The organism is Amycolatopsis sp. cg5 (assembly GCF_041346955.1).
Classification (GTDB): domain Bacteria; phylum Actinomycetota; class Actinomycetes; order Mycobacteriales; family Pseudonocardiaceae; genus Amycolatopsis.
In genome coordinates, this window is record NZ_CP166849.1 from 8,628,719 (window position 1) to 8,648,317 (window position 19,599).

Here is a 19,599-nt window from a genome sequence, read left to right on the forward strand (position 1 = left end):
TTCCCCGAGGAGGAGTGTTGACCGCCGAGGCTCTGCCCGCCGAGTTGCGGAGGGCGATCGTCCAGATCGCCAGGACTCCGCGTCTGCTGGTCGCCTGCGACTACGACGGCACGCTGGCTCCGATCACGGCGAACCCGGACGAAGCCCGGCCGCTGCCCGAATCGGTAGGCGCGCTGCGGTCCCTCGCGGGACTGCACGAGACGACGACCGCGGTGATCTCCGGGCGCGCGCTGCGTGACCTGGCGACACTTTCCCGCCTGCCGTCCGAGGTGCACCTCGTGGGCAGTCACGGGTCCGAGTTCGACATCGGCTTCATCAAGGCGCTCGACGCGAAGGCCCGTGAGCTGCACCGGCGGCTCGAGGCCGAGCTCGAAGACCTGGTGCTCGACGTGCCGGGTGTCTCGCTGGAGGTCAAGCCCGCTTCGATCGCGGTGCACGTGCGCCGCGCGGAGCACGAAGCAGGCCGCCGCGTGCTCTCGAAGGTCCACAATGGACCGTCCAGGTGGGAAGGGGTGACCACCACCGACGGCAAGGAGGTGGTCGAGCTCTCCGTGGTGACCACGGACAAGGGCAACGCGCTCGACACCCTGCGCCACCAGGTCGGCGCGACCGCCGCGATCTTCCTCGGCGACGACGTCACCGACGAGAAGGCGTTCGCCGCGCTGTCTGGACCGGACCTCGGTATCAAGGTCGGCGACGGCGAATCCCTTGCCACGTACCGGGTTCCGGACACCATGGACGTGGCGATGGTGCTCGCGTTCATGCTGGAGGAGCGCCGCAACTGGCTCTACGGCGAGCAGGCCACGCCGATCGAGCGGCTGTCGATGCTCGCCAACGAGCGTTCCGTCGCGCTGGTCACCCCTGACGCGCGGCTGACCTGGCTGTGCCACCCCGGAGCCGACGCGCCCGCGATCTTCGCCGACCTGCTCGGCGGCACCGGCGCGGGGCACTTCTCGATCACCCCGCACCGCAACGGCCTCCCGCTGGGCCAGCGGTACCTGCCGAACACCATGACCGTGGAGACCCGCTGGTCCCGGCTGCTCGTCACGGACTACCTCGAGCCGGAGAGCCCGTCGCACCGCACCGACATCGTGCGTGTGATCAGCGGCGAGACGACCGCGTCCATCGTGTTCGCGCCGCGGCCGGAGTTCGGCGGCGTGCCGGTCAAGCTGGTCGCGGAGGCCGACGGCCTGCGCGTGCTCGGCACCTCGGAGCCGTTCGTGCTGCGCGCGCCCGGCGTCGAATGGGAGATCACCACCGACGGCCTGCACGACACCGCGTCCGCGCTGGTCACCCCGGCGCCCGACAAGCCGGTCGTGCTCGAACTGCGGTGCGGCACAACGGACATGAGCCCGCACGAACTGTCCGAAGTGGACCGCCGGGAGCGCGCGGGCTCGTACTGGAGCTCGTGGGCACAGACGTTGAAGCTGCCGACCGTCCAGACGGACCTGGTGGCCCGCTCCGCGCTGACCTTGCGCGGACTGGTCAACACCGACACCGGCGGCGTGCTGGCGGCGGCGACATCGTCGCTGCCGGAGGAGATCGGCGGCGTCCGCAACTGGGACTACCGCTACTGCTGGATCCGCGACGCGGCCATGACCGTGCGCGAGCTCGTCCACCTCGGTTCCGTCGAGGAGGCCGACGGTTATCTCCGCTGGCTGCACGGCGTGCTCGCCACCCTCGCCGGCCCGGAGCGCCTGCACCCGCTGTACACGTTGGCGGGCAGCGTCATCGGCGCCGAAGCGGTCATCGAGTCGCTGCCCGGCTACGCGGGCTCGCGGCCGGTACGCGTCGGCAACCTCGCGAACCACCAGGTCCAGCTGGACGTCTTCGGCCCGGTGGTCGAACTCGTCAGGACACTGGCCGAGGCACGCGGCGAACTGCGCGACCAGGACTGGCAGATGGTCCGCGCGATGGCCGAAGCCGTCTCGCGGCGCTGGAACGAGGCCGACCACGGCATCTGGGAAGAGCGCCACGTCCCGCGGCACCGCGTCTACTCGCGCGTGATGTGCTGGGTGACCCTCGACCGCGCGGTCAAGCTCGGCGAGGTCTACAACCGCCCGGTGCCCGCCGCCTGGGTCGAGCTGCGTGACGTCATCAAGGCCGACGTGCTGGAAAACGGCTGGAACGAAGAGGTTCAGGCGTTCACCACCGCCTACGACGGCACCGACCTCGACGCGGCGTCGCTCTTCGTCGGCCTCACCGGGCTGATCGATCCGGGCGACCCGCGCTTCCAGGCCACGGTGACCGCGATCGAGGCCGAGCTGCGCAGCGGCTCGACGGTGTACCGCTACCACCGCGACGACGGCCTCCCCGGCGGCGAAGGCGGCTTCCACATCTGCGCGGCCTGGCTGATCGAGGCCTACCTGCTCACCGGCCGCCGCAACGAGGCCGAGGAGCTGTTCACCCAGATCGTGGACGCCGCGGGCCCGACCGGCCTGCTGCCCGAGCAGTACGACCCGATCGCGGAACGCTCGCTGGGCAACCACCCGCAGGCGTACTCGCACATCGGGCTCATCCGCTGCGCGAACCTGCTGGCCCAGTAAGGACTCGTGAGTGGTATGGCCGGTTAGAACCGGCCATACCACTCACGACCTTGTCAGGCGTGGTCGCGGGCGTTGGCTTCGTGGATGCCGGTCTCGATGAACTGCCGGTAGACGACGGGGTCCCGGGACAGGACGGCCCGGTAGGCGGCCGACCAGACGTGGGTGCCCTCGCGGGCTCGCATGAAGATCTCCTGGACCAGTGCTTCGTCGTCCAGGTTGTACACCGTGGAGTCGGCGGGAATGCCGACCACGGCGCCGGCGCGGACCTTGATCTCGCGCCAGCGCCTGGCTTCGGCTTCGGCCTTGGCCCGCTCGATGGCGGCCTGGATGTCACGCTCGTGCGCGGCGTAGACGCCCGCACGCAGGAATTCCGTGCAGGCTTCGGGCCCGGCACGATGGGCCTCCGCGGCGGCGGCCTTGACTTCGGCGTTGTCGATGCCGGTGGCGTGCTGCCAGAACCGGAAGGTGAACTCGCTGTCGTCGACGACAACGTCGATCAGCCGAGGAACGAACTTGATCAGCTCCGCCGCACGCTTACGCGCGTCCCGGGCCTGCAATTCGACCGAGCCGTTCTGGACATCGACCGCGAGTTTCTCGTGGACGCCGACCCGGATGAACGCTGTGCGGTCGCCATCGGTTCCGTAGTAGTAGGCGTTGTAGGCCGCGCTTCTGGTCTCCGGCAGCTGTGGCCCGCTCAGCACCCACAGCCGGAACTCGAAGTCCTTCTCCGGCAAGGCAAGCGATTCCGGATCGGCGAACAGGCCGAGCGCGGTGAGCGCGGCGACGCGTTCTGCTTGGGTCGACTCGTCGGCGGCTCTGACCTCGGAGGTGACGGTGGTGGCCAACGCGGGCGCCGCCGTGGCGGCGGTCAGCGCCAGCGCTGTCGCGGTGAAAAGCGCGCGCGAAAGAACTCGAGTTCTCAGCATGTTTCCCCCTAGGAAACAGGTCTAACCCCAGTAGTACCTCCGACGGTACCTGACAGGAAAGCCTTGCTACCAGTGGAAAATTCGCGCACTAACCACCTGCGACCGAAGGGATGATCCGCACCTCCGCAGTTGGCGTAAGAGTGGTTTCCTGACCGGCGAGCCGACGGCATTCTTCGCCGTCCACATAGAAATTCACGTAGCGGCGCAGTCCTCCGCTTTCGTCGCGGAGCCTGCGTTCGAGCGCGGGATGCCCGGCGCGCACGAAATCCAGGGCCGCGCCGAGCGTCGGGGCGTCGATTTCCAGCTCGGTGACGCCGCCGGCGAGCGGGCGCAGCATGGACGGCAGGCAGACCTTCGCCAATTAGATCACCGCGGCCCGCACGCAGAACACGTCCGGCAGGTGCTCGGCGACCAGCTGCCAGCTCTCGCCCTCGTCAGGGCTCATCCAGACCTCGCCTGACCTGGAGCCGAAGTAGATGCCCGCCGGGTCGGCGTCGTCCGCGCACATGGCGTCGCGCATGACGGCCGAGTAGAAGCCCTCCGACGGCAGCCCTTCGCCGAGCCCGGTCCACGACTCGCCGGCGTCCTCGCTGCGGTACACCCGGCAACGGCCGTCCGGCGGGAACCGCAGCACGTCCGCGACCAGCGGGAAGTTGTAGATCACGTCCGGTTTGCGCGGATGCGCGACCATCGCGAACCCGAAGTCGCCCGGCAGCCCCTCGGCGATCGACGTCCAGGTGGCCGCGTCGTCGTCGCTGCGGTAGACGCCGCCGTGGTTCTGCAGGAAGTAGCGCTCCGGGTTGGCCGGGTTCATCGCCACCTTGTGCACGCACTGCCCGTACTCGGGGAACTCGCCGGGCAGGAAGTCGGCCTTGATGCCGTGGTTGGCGGGACGCCAGCTCTCACCGCCGTCCTCGGTGCGGTAGACCCCGCCGGTGGACATGGCGACGGTGACCCGCTCCGGGTCGGTCGGGTGCGGCAGGATGGTGTGGATCATCATCCCGCCGCCACCCGGTGTCCACTCGGTCCGGTGCTCGTGCTCCCACAAGCCCCGGACCAGCTCGAACGTCTGCCCGCCGTCGGTCGACTTGAACAACGCCGACGGTTCGACGCCCGCGTAGACCACGCCGTCGCCGAGCGCGATCTGCCAGACGCCTTTGACCGCCTCGCCGGTGTCCTCGGGGAAGGCCACCGGCGCGTGGTCCGGCTCCTGCCAGCTCTCCCCGAAGTCCGCACTCGACGCGATGGTCGGCCCGAAGTGCTCGTTGGCCGTCGCCACGAGCACCCGTGGCGACGGCCCCGAGGTGTCGATGGCCAGCGTGTGGACATTGGTCATCGGGAAGTGCGGTTTGGACAGTTCCCAGCCGCGCCTGCCGCCCGAGCTCCTGGCCAGGAACAGGCCTTTGCGCGTGCCGATGCCGAGCAGGACGTCCATCACGAGCCTCCCTCAGTGCGTGTGTCTCACGTCACAGGGCACGCTACCCCCGTCCACCGACAAAAACCGGATCACCGCAGCCTGCGCAGGGTGTGCAGGTGCTCGCCGGTGGCCACCAGCTCGGTGGCCACCGCGAGCATCTCCCGCACGCCGGGCGCGCTGACGATCACCATGTCCGGTCCCCACGGGAAGTACCTGCCGCCGAGCGACTCGCCGGTTTCCCGGTGCCGGACCATGATCCGGCCGACCTCGGCGTAGGTGAGGAAGGTCGCCGACCACCTGGTCCCGTCCGGCAGGCTCACCCAGGCGTCCGCGTTCTCCACGGTTTCCGGGGTGTCCCCGCCGAGTTCCACTTCGAGAACCAGGTCGTCAGTGGTGATCTTGTGCATGACTCATCTTCCATACAGCTCCAGCAAGCGCGCAATGACCTTGTCCTCGTTGTCTTTGCTCGCCTTCGCGATGATCTCCATGCCGTTTTCGGTGACCCGGTAGAACACCCGCGCGCCATCCTTTCCGCGCAGATACGACAATCCGGTTCCGGTCAGCGCTTTGGTGCCGATGCCGGGATTCGTGTTGCCGTTCATGAACTTCCCGACGAGATCGTTGATCTCCTTCTGGACCTTCTGGTTGCTGCCCGCCTCTTCAGCCGCCTTGACGAAGAAGCTGTCGTTCTTGATCAGCGACCGGACGTCGCAGTTGTGCACGAGGAGCTGGGCATCGGTGATGTAGTAGTTGTGGTCGCCTTCGACCTCGAAGTTGTAGACGGTCGTCCCCACCGCCTGGGTGGTGATGGTCTCCACGGCGGGCTGCGCGCCGTTCAGCGACTGGAACCTGTCGCCGACACGGACATGCCCCGCCTCGACCCAGCCGCGGCCCACCACCCAGAACGGATGCTGCGGCGTCACTTTCAGCTCGACCCCGCCGGTGCGAATGGTGAGGATCTCGTCGGCGTGCTTGCTGAACAGGCCGACCACGGTGCGCAGCTGTGACCGCCCGGTCGCCAGATCGCGCGCCCAGACCCGGTCGCCGACCATGATCATCTCGATCGGTTTCTCACCGCGTTCGGCGGCCACTCCGGTACCGGCCGGGAAGCAGTTGCAGGGAATGCCCTTCACCCGGGAAAGCCCGTTGCGCAGCCGCTCGAGCAGGACCGTGCCCGCCTTGGACGCCTCGAGGAACTTGGTCAGCCCGCCCGCGATCCGGCTGATGGCCGCCGAAACGGCCGGGATCTTCGCGATCAGCGCGATCAGCGAACCGACGTTGACGACCGTCCAGAGGCAGGCGATGATGTCGCCTTCGCCGAAGCACTTCTTCGCGTCGGTGACCCCGATGACGTCCAGCAGCACCTGCGCGCCGTTCTCGGCGAGGAAGTCGAGGACGCCCTTGTTGGCCGCGGCCATGGCGTCCTTGTACTGCTGGAGCATCTCGTCGCCACCTTCGTAGCGAAGCATGTCCTCCTCGTCGGAAGACAGGCTGGGACCGGCGTCCCCGATCGACCCGGCCTCTTGCCGCCGCTTTTCCTCTTCGGCCTTGCGCGCGGCTTCTTCGGCGCGATCCGCGGCCTTGCCCGCGTCGATCGCGCTGTTCATCGCGTTCTTGGCGGCCTCGGCGGCGTTGTCGGCGTGCTTCTGGGCGCTCGTCGCAGCCGCGTCGGCGGCCACGGCATCGGCTTCGGCGCGGTCTGCCGCACCACGCGCCGCGGCCGCGTCGGCCTCAGCCTGGCTGGCAGCGGAACGAGCGGCTGCCGCGTCGTGCTCGGCCGCCGAAGCCGCGCGGCCGGCGATGGCCGCGTCGTTGTTCGCCGCGTTGGCCGCCTTGCGAGCCAGGATCGCGTCCTGACGCGCCTGGGCGTCCGCTTGGTTCGCACGCGCCGCGGCGGCGCGGGCGGCGGCACCGTCCGCTGCCGCTTCGGCCGCCGCTTGCTGTGCCTCGGCCGCGGACTTCGCCGCGTCCGCGGACGACCGTGCCGCGGCGGCTGCCGCGTCGTAGGCGGGCTTGACCTCGGCCGCCGCACGCGCGGCCGCCTCGCCTGCCAGGCGAGCGGCTTCGACGGCCTCGTTGGCCCGCTGCTGAGCGGCAGCGGCCTGTTCGGCGCCGACGGCCCGAGCCTGGTTCGCCACCACGATCACGAAGTCGGCGTCGATGTCCGAACCCGCGAACGGCGCGACCACCGAGATCGCGGTGTTGGCCGGATCCGTGATCGCCTGCGAGGACGCACGCGCCGCCGTGGCCGACTGAACCGCGAAACTCGCTTGGGTCGCGGCGGAAACGGCCTCCGCGGCGGCCGCGTCGGACTCGGCCTTCGTCCGCTCCGCCGACTGCAATGACTGCAGCGCCTCGGACGCCGCCTGCTCGGCCAGCGAAACCGCGTTCCTGGCCGCCTCCGCCGCCTGTGCCTCACTGGACGTCGCGTCCGCGGCGGCCGCGTTGGACCGCTCCGCGGCCGCATGTGTCGCCGCGGCTTCGGCTTCGGCCTTGTTCGCCGCCGCGTTCGCCCTGGCGGCCGCCGCCTGCGCCTGCTGAGCCGCCGCACGGGCCCGCGCGGCCGCGCGAGTCGCTTCGGTGGCCGCCGAACGCGCACCCGCCGCGGCGCCCGTCGCGGCGTTGGCCGCACCCCGCGCGGCACCAGCCGCGCCCCTGGCGGTGTCGGCGTCGGCACGCGCCGCGTTCGCCGCATCGCGTGCGGCGCCTTCTTGAGCGCTGCCCCGGCCGGCCGCGGCCATGGCATCCATCGCGGCCGCGCGGGCTTCGGCCGCACGCTGGTCACGCTCGGCTTGATAAGCACGGTCACGCGCCTGAGCGGCGTTGCGTTCTTCGTTGCGCGCGTTGGTTTCCGCGCCTGCCGCGATGCCGTCCTGTCCCTCGGCGTGCTGACGCGCGCCGGCCGCGATACCGGCCTGGCGTTCCGCCTCGCCGCGCATGGAACGAGCCACGGCGGCCTGCTGCTCCGCACGTCCCCGCGCCGCGGCGGCGTTGGCGCGTTCGCGTTCGGCGGTCGCCCGCGCGGCGGCCGCGTTGGCTGCCTCGCGCTCGGCGGTGATGCGTGCGTTCCGTGTCCGCTCCGCTGCCGCCCACGCCTGGGCTTCGGCGGCTTCCGCGGCCTGGCGCGAGGCCTTGGTACGGGCGGCGGCGTCCTTGGCCGCGTCGGCCTGGACCCGGGCGGCGTCGGCGATCTGCGCCGCGGCGCGTGCGTGTTCCTCCGCGTGGAGACGCCATTGGTGCGCCTCGGCGGCGTGTCGCTCGGCTTCTTCCTGGGCGTTGCGGGCCTGGTCGGTGAACGCGGTCGCGTCGATCGCGTGCGAAGCCGTCTCCGAAGCGGCTACGACGGCACGCGCCGCGTTGGCCATTCCGGTCGCCATCTGCGCCCACTGGGTGCCGTACGGCAGCCCGGTCTCGACCAGCACGTTCGCCTGGACCTGCGCCTGCGGGGCGTCTGTCGCGGCCTGGCTCGCGTAACCGGCCTGCCTGGCGACTTCGGCCTTGACCGCGTTGAACGCGTCAAGCGGGTGCTGCCCGCCCGCCTTGTTCGCCGCCAAGATCTGCGCGGCCTTCCGCGCTTCGTTGCCTGCCAGAACCAGCGCGTTGGATGAACGCTGCAACGCACGGACACCATTCCCGTGCGCTATCAGCAAAAGCCGACGAGCCTCATTCGCACGAGCCGACCGCTTCGCAAGATCAGACACCGCCTCAGCAGCCTTCTGACGCGCTTCCTCGTCCTTGAGGAACTGCTCCCGCGCGTCAGCGTCCTTCTTCGCCGCGACGAGATAGCCGGTCGCCAAGAACTGCTCGATCGCCGCGTCACCTGCGTCCAGCGCGAGCTGGGCCGCCTTCTTGACCTCAAGTCCCCCGGCGCCGACGAGCATCTGCACCCGCGCGCGGTTCTCGGTCGCGCGTTGCTGCACCGACTGCGTAGTCGCGGCGTCGCGTTGTTCCGCGATTCCCTTGCCGTAAGCCAGGAACTGCTCGCGATCGGCGTCCGTGCCGGCGAGCACCCGGTCGACTTCAGCCTTCAGATACGGGCCGCCGGTGCCGCGCAACGGTTCGATCGCCGCCCGGTTGCGGCGTGCCGTTTCGGCCTTCCGGTCCGCGGCCTTGCGTTTCGCGACGTCCAAACCGGTGTTGAGGAACTCCATGATGGCGGGCTGGCCACCGGCGAGCGCCGCCGTGGCGGCTTCCCTGACCTCGACGTCTTCGGACAGCTCCGCGTTGTCGGCGACGAGCTGCCGGAATCGCGGGTCGCCGAGGTTCGGCACGCCGGCCTTGCCGTCCCACTCCCGGTACGGATCGGCCGGCATCGGCCGCGCCGGCGACGGGTCTTCCGCCGCGGCGGCCGCCCGCACCCCCGATGGCGCCGCGATCGCGGGCGGCTGCACCAGGCCCGCGAGCACCGACGCGGCCAGCACCGCGGTCAAGGCTCTTCTTCTGATCTTCACCACTAACCCCCAGACAGGAAGAGGGGCCCGGCGAACGAGATTCACCGGGCCCCTTTCACTCGACTAATTGACTTGCTTCACTACGCCTTCGAGCACGCGGCGCGTGAGTCGACGACCTTGCCCGTCGTCGAGTTCCAGCTGATCGAGCCGTGCTGGAAGTTGGAGCAGGTGCCACCCGGCACGCTGATCAGGTCGGACGTCGGGTAGCCCAGGTACGAGCGCTCCCAGTCCAGCGCGCGCCAGCGTTCCTTGATCGAGCCGTAGATCAGGTGCGCACCGGTGTTCGCGGTCCAGTAGATCGAGCCACCGCCCGCGAAGTGGTTGTAGCGGCCGATGCCGTCGGGAGTGCCGGTCTCGTCGGTACTCGGCGCGCCGTAAGCCGGGCTCGTCTTCACGCCGGACGTCTGGTACTTGCCGAGGATGTTGCCGCGCATCTCCTTGACGCCGGTCGCGGCCGACCAGGTGAGACGGCCACGCTGGTAGTCGCGGAACCGCAGCGGGCCCTCGACGTACTCCCGGTCGAGCGGGTCGCCGACGAGCGCACGGACCGCGTCGTCGTTGAGCCAGCGGCGCTCGATCGCGGTGGTCGCGGGCGTCGCGGGGAACACTCGCCAGAAGGCCTCGATCTCGAAGTTCGCCGCGGCGTCGAACGGGTTCGCGCCGCTCTTGTTCGCGGCGTACACCTTTCCGCCGGACTGGCGCAGGAACCGGCCCGGCAGCCCCTTCGACTCGAGCGTCACCCCGCCCGCCCACTGCCCCGGCTTGCTGCACCAGGTCGCGTCGGCGCGGAAGCGGTCCGAGCCGTCCGAGGCCGCGATGAGCACCTTGAAGTCGAGCTGACGCAGGTAATAGCCAGGCCTGGTGGCGGACTCGAACGAGTGGCAGTCGAAGTCGGCGAGACCGGGCACGACCTTCCAGGTCGCGTCGAGACCGTCGCCGGGCTCCGGGTTGACGCGGCCGAAGCTGATCACGGCCTGCTCGCCCGCGTTGCCGCGGATCTGGAAGCCACGCGTGCCCAGCGAGTCCGCCCAGATCGACTGGCGCAGCGCGGCATCGTCGTACTGGCCGACCCGCAGGAACGTGTCGATGTCGTCGGGCGTGCCACCGAGCGCGCGGTCGGCGCCGGCGACCAGTTCGGAGTGGACGCCGCTGTTGGCGGCCTTGGTCCGGATCTCCTGCAGGCGGCGCTTGTCGGCGTCCTGCTTCTTCTTCAGCGCGATCGCGATGTCACGCTTGTTGGCGTCGTAGATGCCGGTGTCGATGAACGCCTTCCAGTCCGCCGGAACGGCACTGCGCAGCGCGCGCTCGGCCGCCACGGCGATCTCGCTGCCCGGCACCGAGCGGTTCCACATCTCACGCACGAAGTTCTCGTCCGAGAGGATCAGCAGGTTCTCGGTGGCGACGATGCCCAGCACGGCAGCCGCGCGGGCCTTGGCGTCACGGGCCGCCAGTCGTGCCTTCTCGGCCTCGGTGGCTTCCTTGTCGGCGTCGATCTTGTCCTGCTGGTCCTGCGCGTGCGCGGCGACGATCCCGTTGAGCAGGAACTCTTTCTGGTCGGCTTCGGACGCGCCGAACGCGACCAGCGCCGCGGCCTTCACCTTCGGCCCGGTGGCGCGCTGCCACAGCGCGTAGACGAAGTCCTTGTAGCTCTGGATGAGCAGCTCCGGCTCGGCCGCGATGCCGATGGTCGCGGCCGCGTGCTGCTTGAGCTCACGAGCGGCGCGCGCGACCTCGGCGTCACGCTGTTCCTTGATGTCGTCACGGCGCTTCGCCTCGTGGATACCGGTCTTGATCCACTGCGTGCATTCGCCGTCGGAGCCCGCGAACGCGAGTTCGGCCGAGGCACGCACCTCGGCGCCCGTCGCCTGCCGCCACAACGCGATGACGAAGTTACGGTCGCTCAAGATCAACAGGTCGTCGCCTGCCACGATGCCGAGCGCCGCTGCCGCGCGGACCTTGTCCTCCATTGTGGACTCAGGCGCGGCCTGCACGGCGGCCGAAGCGGCGGGACTCGCCGAAGCGGCGGGCGCGGCCTGCGCGGGCGCGCCCAAGAGTCCGGCCATTAAAGCGACGGCGGTCGCCGTCACCACTACACGGGTTCTTCGCATTGTTCCTCGCAGTCGTCAAAGTACGCACCCGGCGAAATTGGGCGCGTATCGGCACGAAAAGTCAAATCCCCAGATGCCGGGCGAGCCGGCAGATTTTTCCACGACGACCATAACCGAGCATGACCGGTTTCAACAATAGCCAAAACGCCGGATACGACAAACGCGTAAGGGGACACCGCTTTCGAGGCAGTCCCCTTACGCGTTCAGCTTGTGAAATGTGCCGCCGTTACGCCTTCGAGCAAGCGACCTTGACGTCAAGAACCTTGCCCGTGGTGGAGTTCCAGCTGATCGAGCCGTGCTGGAAGTTGACACACCGGCCGCCGGGAACGTCGATCAGGTCGGTGGTCGGGTAACCCAGGTACGAGGTTTCCGACTTCAGCGCCACCCACCGGGTTTTGATCGCACCATAGATCATGTGCGCGCCGGTGGCCGAGGTCCAGTAAATGGAACCGCCGCCCGCGAAGTGGTTGTACCGGCCGATCTTGTCGGGCGTGCCCAGTTCATCGGTGGTCGGCGCGCCGTAGAAACCGTGCGCTAGCCCATTCGCCGCCTTGTACTTGGCGAGGATGTTGCCTTCCATTTCCTTGACACCGGCCGCCGCCGACCAAGTCAGCCTGCCCTTTTGGTAATCGCGGTACCGAAGCGCGCCCTCGATCTGCTCCTCGGCGACCGCGCCGCCGACCCGGTTACGGATCGGAATGTCGTTCAGGTAGCGGCGGTAGATCGCGGTGCTGACCGGGTTCTCGCCGTTGACCCACCAGAACCGGTCGGTGTCGAAGTTGGCCGCCGCGTCGAACGGGTGCGCGCCACTGTTGTTCGCTGCCCACAGCTGGCCGCTGTACTGCCGCAGGAACCGGCCCTTCTGCGACTTCGATTCGAGGGAAACACCGCCGGCGAACGGAGCGGGCTTGGTGCACCAGGTGGCATCGTTCTGGAACACGGTGGACCCGTCGCTGGGCGCGATGTTCACCTTGAACCCGAGCTGCCGCAGGTAGGAACCCGGCTTGGTGACGGATTCGAGCGAGTAGCAGTTGATGTCCGCGAGGCCCGGCACGACCTTCCAGGTCGCGTCCGCACCGTCACCCGGCTCGGGATTCACGTGCCCGAAGCCGATGACCGCCTGCGAGCCCGCGGTGCCCCGGATGTACGAAAGGCGCGTGCCGACGGTCTCCGCCTGGAACGACTGGCGCAATGCCGCGTCCTCGAACTGACCGCGTCGCAGGAAAAGGTCGACGTCGTCAGGAGTACCCGCGAGCGCCCGATCGGCCAGCACGACGAGCGCGGGGTGCATGCCGCCCGCCGCGGACTTGGTCCTGAGCTCCTGCAGCCGCCGCTTGTCCGCGTCCTGCTTCTTCTTCAGCGCGATCGCGGTGTCACGCTTGTTGGCCTCGTGGATCCCGGTGTCGATGAACGCTTTCCAGTCCGCCGGAGCAGGACTGCGCAGCGCACGCTCGGCTTCCGCGGCGACCTCGGTGCCCGGCGTGGCCCGGTTCCAGATCTCACGGATGAAGTTGTCGTCGGAGAGCACCAGCAGGTTCTCGGTCGCGACGATGCCGAGAACAGCGGCCGCACGGGACTTCGCGTCCCTGGCGGCCAGTCGTGCCTTCTCGGCCTCGGTGGCTTCCTTGTCGGCGTCGATCTTGTCCTGCTGGTCCTGCGCGTGCGCCGCCACGATTCCGTTGAGCAGGAACTCTTTCTGCTCGGCTTCGGTCCCACCGAACGCGACCAGCGCGGCCGCCTTCACCTTCGGCCCGGTCGCCCGGTCCCACAGCGCGTAGACGAAGTCCTTGTAGCCCTGGATGAGCAACTCGGGCTCGACGGCGATGCCGATCGTCGCGGCCGCGTGCTGCTTGAGCTCGCGAGCGGCACGCGCGACCTCGGCGTCACGCTGTTCCTGGACGTCGTCGCGCAGCTTCGCCTCGTGAATCTCCGTCTTGATCCACTGCGTGCACTCGAAGTCGGAACCCGCGAACGCGAGTTCGGCCGACGCGCGCACCTCGGCGCCCGTCGCCTGCCGCCACAACGCGATGACGAAGTTACGGTCGCTCAGGATCAGCAGGTCGTCGCCTGCGACGATGCCGAGCACGGCGGCCGCGCGGACCTTGTCCTCCATTGTGGACTCAGGCGCGGCCTGCACGGCGGCCGAAGCGGCAGGGCTTCGCCGAAGCGGCGGACGCGACCTGCGCCGGGGCGCCCAGCAGCCCCGCAGCCAAAGCGACAGCCGCCGCCGTCACCACTATGCCGTTCTTTCTCATTACGCCTCACTGTCGTCGAGTGACAAAGCAGTCCAGCGGCGCCAAATGGCAACACTCAACGCCGGACGAACCAGTGCGTGACCCCCCGAAGGCGACGACCTGGCAATTCCCTTCACTCGAAACGCTAACCGACGGAGCCGAGGAACTGCAATAGCGCGAAAGCAGGCAAAGTGACTCCGGTGACGGACCTCACCTGGCTAATCCGCCAATTGATCCAGCGCGATCGCGTAGCTACCCTTGCTACCCGGCAGCAGCTCGGACATCCGGGTGAGCACCCTCCTGGCCTCGACCGTCAGTGCCGTGACCAGCTCTTCCTCCGATACCGAAACCGAGCGCTTCTCCTGCGTCATCTGCGCGGTGACCAGCACCCTTCCCGGCGACGACCGCTTCAGAATGAAATCGATCGGCGAATCGGGAAAAGAGATCTGGACCTGATTCTCCGCGCGGAACCTCGCGAGCATTTCGCAGATATACGCCCACAGCTGATCCACCAGGTCCCATTCGGGAAGCCCGAAGATCTCGACGCCCTCGACCACCAATTCGATGGCGCCTTCGACATAGTCCGGATCCCGTGGCGAGGTGACGCACTCGGAGAACGGCTCGAACGAACCGTCTGGCATCCGAAGAAACGTACGCACCTCGACCACGTTGACCACTCTCTATGGCTTGGGATAGAACTGACCGATCCGCCCGTTGTTGATACCCAGTTTATACGTGATCCCGTCGACGGTTCCTTCGATCTGGTACATGCCGTTCGGCCCACGTCCGGCGAGCTTGTCCCGGTTCTGCGCCATGACCTGCTTGATGGCGCTCTCGACGTCACCGACCGACATTCCTTCGCGGAAGAAGGTCTGCTCCTTCTTGACCGTGCCGTCCCAGAACTGCTTGTGGTGCCGGGTCAGGAAGTGGTCCATTCCCTTCTTGTCGAGCAGGAACTGGCCGTTGCCGAACTGCATGTGCGAGTTGGCGAAATCCTTCAGCACGATCAAGCAGGCCAGGTTGTGCACCAGTACCGCGCGGTCGGCGGCGGCCACGTAGAACGTGTGCATCCCCTCGACCGTGAGGTTGTAGACCTTGCGGTACTCGGTGCGGGGCTTCACCGCCGTGACGAGCAGCGGTTCACCACCGATGTCCCGGACCTGGTCGCCCGCCTGGAGATACCTGGCTTCCAGCCAGAGTTTCCTGCTCTCCACCCAGAACGGGTGACCGGCGGTCGCGTCGATCTTGCCGGTCCGCGCGCCGGACGGGCCGTCGGTGTCGACCGTGATCGACACCAGGTCCTTCTTGCCGATGCCGATGATCACCTCGGTCACCGGCCGGGGTGCGACGACGTCCTTGATCGGGTCACCGGCCATGACCAGGTCGCCGACCTTGACGTCCTTGATCGGCCGCTGACCGCCGCCTGCCAGCTTGACCGGCGTGTCGGGTGTGAAGCTGTTCGGCTCGTCGACGCACCGGGTCTTGGCGGCGCCCATCATGCCGCGCATCGCTTCCAGGAACCGCTTGCCCGCCTGCGTGCCCTCGAGGAACCTGGTCAGCCCGCCGACGATCTTGGCGATCGCGGACGAGACCGCGGGCAGCTTCGCCACCATGGCGAGCAGTGAGCCGACGTTCACCACGGTCCACAGGCAAGCGGCGACGTCACCTTCGCCGAAGCACTTCTTCGCGTCCGTGTAGCCGATCAGGTCCAGCAACACCTCCCCACCCTGCTGGAGGATGAAGTCGATGATGCCCTTCTTCGCCTGCTCCTGAGCCGCCTTGTACTCGTTGACCAGTTCTTCGCCGCCCTCGGAGAAGAGTGCGTCGATGTCCTCCGATGTGGGTTGCGGACCGGCGTCGTCGGAACCGTCGGCTTCCCGCTTGCGGCGTTCCTCTTCGGCCTTGCGCGCGGCCTCTTCGGCCCGGTCCGCGGCCTTGCCCGCGTCGATCGCGCTGTTCATCGCGTTCTTCGCGGCCTCGGCCGCGGCGTCGGCGTGCTTCTGGGCGCTCGTCGCAGCCGCGTCAGCCGCGACCGCGTCGGCCTCCGCGCGATCGGCCGCACCACGCGCCGCGGCCGCGTCGGCTTCCGCCTGGCTGGCAGCGGAACGAGCGGCGGCCGCGTCATGCTCGGCCGCTGAAGCCGCCCGTCCGGCGATAGCGGCGTCGTTGTTCGCCGCGTTGGCCGCCTTACGAGCCAGGATCGCGTCCTGACGCGCCTGGGCATCCGCCTGATTCGCCCTGGCAGCCGCTGAGCGGGCAGCCGCACCATCCGCCGCTGCCTCCGCTGCCGCCTTCTGGGCCTCGGCCGCGGACTTCGCCGCGTCCGCCGATGAGCGAGCAGCCGCGGCCGCGGCGTCATAAGCGGGCTTGACCTCGGCCGCCGCACGCGCGGCCGCCTCGCCCGCCAAGCGAGCGGCTTCGACAGCTTCATTGGCCCGCTGCTGTGCCGCGGCGGCCTGCTCGGCGCCGACGGCACGCGCCTGGTTCGCCACCAGTATCACGAAGTCGGCGTCGATGTCGGCGCCCGAGAACGGCGCGACCACTGTGATCGCCGTGTTCGCGGGCTCGGTGATCGCCTGCGAAGACGCACGCGCCGCCGTAGCCGACTGAACGGCCAGCGTCGCTTGCGTGGCAGCGGAAACCGCCTCGGCGGACGCGGCCTCGGACTCGGCCTTCGTGCGCTCTGCCGACTGCAGGGCCTGCACGGCCTCGGACGCCGCGCGCTCCGCGAGCGACACCGCGTTGCGCGCCGCTTCGGCAGCCTGTGCCTCGCTGAACGTAGCGTCCGCGGCAGCCGCGTTGGACCGCTCCGCCGCGGCATGCGTCGCCGCGGCCTCCGCCTCGGCCTTGTTCGCCGCCGCGTTCGCGCGAGCGGCCGCCGCCTGCGCCTGGTTGGCCGCCGCGCGGGCCCGCGCGGCCGCGCGAGTCGCTTCGGTGGCCGCCGAACGCGCACCAGCCGCGGCACCGGTCGCCGTGTTCGCGGCACCACGGGCCGCACCCGCGGCACCCTTGGCCGTGTCCGCGTCCATGCGCGCGGCCGCGGCCGCGTCACGGGCAGCACCCTCATGCGCACTACCGCGGCCAGCTGCGGCCATCGCTTCCAGCGCGGCGGCGCGGGCTTCGGCCGCGCGCTGGTCACGCTCGGCTTGATAAGCACGGTCACGCGCCTGAGCGGCGTTACGTTCTTCGTTGCGCGCGCCGGTTTCGGCGCCTGCCGCGATGCCGTCCTGTGCCTCCGCGCTTTGGCGGGCGCGGGCCGCGATGCCTGCCTGGAACTCCGCTTCGCCGCGGGCCGCGCGGGCTACTGCCGCCTGCTGCTCCGCTCGGCCGCGGGCCGCTGCCGCGTTCGCGCGCTCTCGCTCCGCGACCGCTCGCGCTGCCGCCGCGTTCGCGGCTTCGCGCTCCGCGGTGATGCGGGCGTTCCGCGTCCGCTCCGCTGCCGCCCACGCTTGGGCTTCGGCGGCTTCCGCCGCCTGACGTGAAGCCTTCGTCCGGGCGGCGGCGTCCTTGGCTGCGTCGGCCTGGACCTTCGCGGCCTCCGCGAGCTGGGCGGCCGCGCGGGCGTGCTCTTCCGCGTGGAGGCGCCACTTGTGGGCCTCGGCGGCGTGGCGCTCGGCTTCTTCCTGGGCGTTGCGGGCCTGGTCGGTGAACGCGGTCGCGTCGATCGCGTTGGACGCGGTCTCCGAAGCGGACACCGCGGCCTGGGCGGCGTTGGCCATGCCGTACGCCATCTGGGCCCACTGCGTGCCGTACGGCAGCCCGGTCTCGACCAGCACATTGGCCTGGACCTGCGCCTGCGCCGACGCCTGCTGTGCATCCGTCGCGGCTTGACGCGAGTAACCGAGCTGGCGCGCGACCTCTGCCTTAACGCCGTTGAACGCGTCAAGCGGGTGCTGCCCGCCCGCCTTGTTCGCCGCCAGGATCTGCGCGGCCTTCCGTGCCTCGTTGCCCGCCAGCACCAAGGCGTTCGACGAACGCTGCAACGCACGGACACCATTCCCGTGCGCTACCAGCAAAAGCCGACGAGCCTCGTTGGCACGAGCCGAGCGTTTCGCAAGATCTGAGACGGCCTCCGCGGCCTTCTGACGCTCCTCTTCGTCCTTGAGGAACTGCTCACGCGCGTCAGCGTCCTTCTTCGCCGCGACGAGATAGCCGGTCGCCAAGAACTGCTCGATCGCCTGGTCGCCCGCGTTCAACGCGAGCTGGGCGGCCTTCTTGACCTCCGGGCCCGCGACGCCGACGAGCAGCTGGACCCTGGCGCGGTTCTGGTCGGCGCGATCACGCGCGGACTGGGTGGTCGCCGCGTCGCGTTGTTCCGCGATTCCCTTGCCGTAGACCAGGAACTGCGCGCGGTCGCTGTCGGTGCCCGCGAGGACGCGGTCGACTTCGGCCTTCAGGTACGGGCCGCCGGTGCCGCGCAGGGGCTCGATCGCCGCGCGGTCCTGACGTGCCTGCTCGGCCTTGCGGGCGGCGGCCTTGGCCTTCGCCTCGTTCAGGCCGGTGTCGAGGAAGGCCATGATGGCGGCCTGGCCGCCGGCCAGCGCGGCCTTCGCGGCGTCGCGGACCTCGGCGTCCTCGGCCAGCTCGGCGTTGTCCGCGACGAGCTGGCGGAACCTAGGGTCGCCGACGTTCGGGACGCCTGCCTTGCCGTCCCACTCCTTGTACGGGTCCGGCGGCATCGGCCGGGGCGCGGCCGGGTCGGCGTCGACCACCACCGCGGCGCGGACCGGTGACGGCACGGCCGCGGCAGGCTGGATAAGCCCTGCGAAGACCGTGAAGGTCAGCGAAGCGAGTAGGGCTCTTCGGACGATGCTCATCGCGCGACCCTCTGCTCTCCGTCGAGTGCCTGCTGCAACATGGCGTTCCAGTACTTCGCCTGGTCGGCGGCGAAGGCGCGCTCGCCGTCCCAATCGGACTGGTTGGCGGTGGCCGGGTCGACCATGGCCGCCCAGTTCGGGCCGGTCGCCACGCGGGCGGCTTCGGCGATCGCGGCCCAGGTGGACGCCTGGCGCGCGGTGAAGTCCTGCGCGTCGCTCCAGGAGGAGCGGCCGGGCTCGGTCTGCTTGCCGACGGCCTGCCACGCACGCACGGCGGCCGCCTTGGCCTGCTCTTTCGCTTCTTCGGATGCGTCTTGTGCCGCCTTCTCGGCGGCTTGCGCCTCGACGATCAACCTGGTGAGCGTGGCGCGCCAGCGCATGTCGTTGTCGGCGGCGGTCTGGCGGAAGGTCTCCAGGTCGAGCCGGGCGCCGAACGCCCAGCCCGAGGCGTAGAAGTCGACGATGTCGGCGTCGGTCGCGCCCGCGCGCACCGCGTAGGACGCGCTGACCCTGACCTGCGCGCCGGGGTCGTTCACCGCGAGCTGGCGGACGAACGCGCGGTCAGCCTCGACCAGCGCCTGGGCCTGCTGGCCCTGGGCGACGCGGAAAGCGCTGTCACGCTGGCGTGCCGCGGCGAAACCGCCGTTGGCGAACCGCTCGCGGTCGGCGTCGTCCCTGCTGTTGACCGCGTACTGCGCGGCCGCGTGCACCTCGGGCGAGAACTCGGCCGTGAACGTGGCCAGCACGCGCTTCGCGAAGTCCGCGTTGCGGGTCTTGCGCTGGGCGGCGAGGTTGACGGCGTAGTCGTAGCCGGTGTCCAGGAACTGCGCGATGGCGGCGTCCGGCGCGCTGGACAGCAACGCCTGCCACGCTCCGATCCGGACGGTCGAGCGTGGATCCCGCCTGGCGAGATACTGGACGAAAATCTTGTCCGGCGAGTCTTCCTGAACACTCACGCCGGTCGCGGCGAGCACCGCGGGCGGGACGGCGACGACGCCGATCCCGGTGCACACCAGCGAAAGACAGACAGCACTGAGCACAATGCGCGTGCGCATCACAGATCTCCTGCTTCCCCAGCGAGATCCCACGCGGGGACCTCG

Annotated in this window: 12 protein-coding genes; 1 reads left to right on the top strand and 11 read right to left on the bottom strand. The window is 69.6% G+C overall.

The annotated features are described in order from the left end of the window. Positions 1 to 17 precede the first annotated feature (17 nt). The gene (gene otsB / locus AB5J62_RS39165) at positions 18 to 2,546 is read left to right on the top strand and encodes a trehalose-phosphatase (protein ID WP_370945080.1); all 2,529 of its coding nucleotides are present in this window, start codon (positions 18 to 20) and stop codon (positions 2,544 to 2,546) included. Positions 2,547 to 2,599: 53 nt separating this feature from the next. On the opposite strand, the gene AB5J62_RS39170 is transcribed toward otsB, so the two are convergent. From AB5J62_RS39170 to AB5J62_RS39220, 11 genes are all read right to left on the bottom strand, one after another. Continuing rightward, the gene (locus AB5J62_RS39170) at positions 2,600 to 3,472 is read right to left on the bottom strand and encodes a hypothetical protein (protein WP_370945081.1); all 873 of its coding nucleotides are present in this window, start codon (positions 3,470 to 3,472) and stop codon (positions 2,600 to 2,602) included. An 88-nt stretch (positions 3,473 to 3,560) separates the two neighbouring features. Then, complete coding sequence (locus AB5J62_RS39175; protein WP_370945082.1) at positions 3,561 to 3,833, bottom strand: MoaD/ThiS family protein; 273 nt, start codon at positions 3,831 to 3,833, stop codon at positions 3,561 to 3,563. After that, positions 3,834 to 4,907, bottom strand: a complete 1,074-nt coding sequence (locus tag AB5J62_RS39180) for a WD40/YVTN/BNR-like repeat-containing protein (RefSeq protein WP_370945083.1) — start codon at positions 4,905 to 4,907, stop codon at positions 3,834 to 3,836. A 71-nt stretch (positions 4,908 to 4,978) separates the two neighbouring features. Beyond that, the gene (locus tag AB5J62_RS39185) at positions 4,979 to 5,296 is read right to left on the bottom strand and encodes a hypothetical protein (RefSeq protein WP_370945084.1); all 318 of its coding nucleotides are present in this window, start codon (positions 5,294 to 5,296) and stop codon (positions 4,979 to 4,981) included. Positions 5,297 to 5,299: 3 nt separating this feature from the next. Further along, positions 5,300 to 9,340, bottom strand: coding sequence for a polymorphic toxin-type HINT domain-containing protein (locus tag AB5J62_RS39190; RefSeq protein ID WP_370945085.1), 4,041 nt, complete (start codon positions 9,338 to 9,340; stop codon positions 5,300 to 5,302). 80 nt (positions 9,341 to 9,420) lie between these two features. Beyond that, positions 9,421 to 11,403: an AbfB domain-containing protein gene (locus AB5J62_RS39195; protein ID WP_370945086.1), complete on the bottom strand. Its 1,983-nt coding sequence runs from the start codon at positions 11,401 to 11,403 to the stop codon at positions 9,421 to 9,423. A gap of 271 nt (positions 11,404 to 11,674) precedes the next feature. Continuing rightward, positions 11,675 to 13,585 carry an AbfB domain-containing protein gene (locus AB5J62_RS39200; protein WP_370945087.1) on the bottom strand — a complete coding sequence of 637 codons (1,911 nt, stop codon included), beginning with the start codon at positions 13,583 to 13,585 and terminating at the stop codon, positions 11,675 to 11,677. Continuing rightward, positions 13,569 to 13,703 (bottom strand): hypothetical protein, encoded by a 135-nt coding sequence (locus AB5J62_RS39205; protein ID WP_370945088.1) that lies wholly within the window; start codon positions 13,701 to 13,703, stop codon positions 13,569 to 13,571. Before AB5J62_RS39205 ends, AB5J62_RS39200 begins: the two co-directional genes overlap by 17 nt. Before the next feature lie 197 nt (positions 13,704 to 13,900). After that, positions 13,901 to 14,350 (bottom strand): hypothetical protein, encoded by a 450-nt coding sequence (locus tag AB5J62_RS39210; RefSeq protein ID WP_370945089.1) that lies wholly within the window; start codon positions 14,348 to 14,350, stop codon positions 13,901 to 13,903. A 12-nt stretch (positions 14,351 to 14,362) separates the two neighbouring features. Beyond that, positions 14,363 to 18,499 carry a polymorphic toxin-type HINT domain-containing protein gene (locus AB5J62_RS39215; RefSeq protein WP_370945090.1) on the bottom strand — a complete coding sequence of 1,379 codons (4,137 nt, stop codon included), beginning with the start codon at positions 18,497 to 18,499 and terminating at the stop codon, positions 14,363 to 14,365. After that, positions 18,496 to 19,554, bottom strand: coding sequence for a hypothetical protein (locus AB5J62_RS39220; RefSeq protein ID WP_370945091.1), 1,059 nt, complete (start codon positions 19,552 to 19,554; stop codon positions 18,496 to 18,498). The genes AB5J62_RS39215 and AB5J62_RS39220 overlap by 4 nt, the downstream gene beginning before the upstream one ends. Between the last annotated feature and the right edge of the window lie 45 nt (positions 19,555 to 19,599).

Bases quoted from the DNA above. Each gene is read 5' to 3' on its own strand.
- AB5J62_RS39170 (WP_370945081.1), bottom strand. From the start codon at position 3,472: ATGCTGAGAACTCGAGTTCTTTCGCGCGCGCTTTTCACCGCGACAGCG.
- AB5J62_RS39180 (WP_370945083.1), bottom strand. From the start codon at position 4,907: ATGGACGTCCTGCTCGGCATCGGCACGCGCAAAGGCCTGTTCCTGGCC.
- AB5J62_RS39185 (WP_370945084.1), bottom strand. From the start codon at position 5,296: ATGCACAAGATCACCACTGACGACCTGGTTCTCGAAGTGGAACTCGGC.
- AB5J62_RS39195 (WP_370945086.1), bottom strand. From the start codon at position 11,403: ATGGCCGGACTCTTGGGCGCGCCCGCGCAGGCCGCGCCCGCCGCTTCG.
- AB5J62_RS39205 (WP_370945088.1), bottom strand. From the start codon at position 13,703: ATGAGAAAGAACGGCATAGTGGTGACGGCGGCGGCTGTCGCTTTGGCT.
- AB5J62_RS39215 (WP_370945090.1), bottom strand. From the start codon at position 18,499: ATGAGCATCGTCCGAAGAGCCCTACTCGCTTCGCTGACCTTCACGGTC.
- AB5J62_RS39220 (WP_370945091.1), bottom strand. From the start codon at position 19,554: ATGCGCACGCGCATTGTGCTCAGTGCTGTCTGTCTTTCGCTGGTGTGC.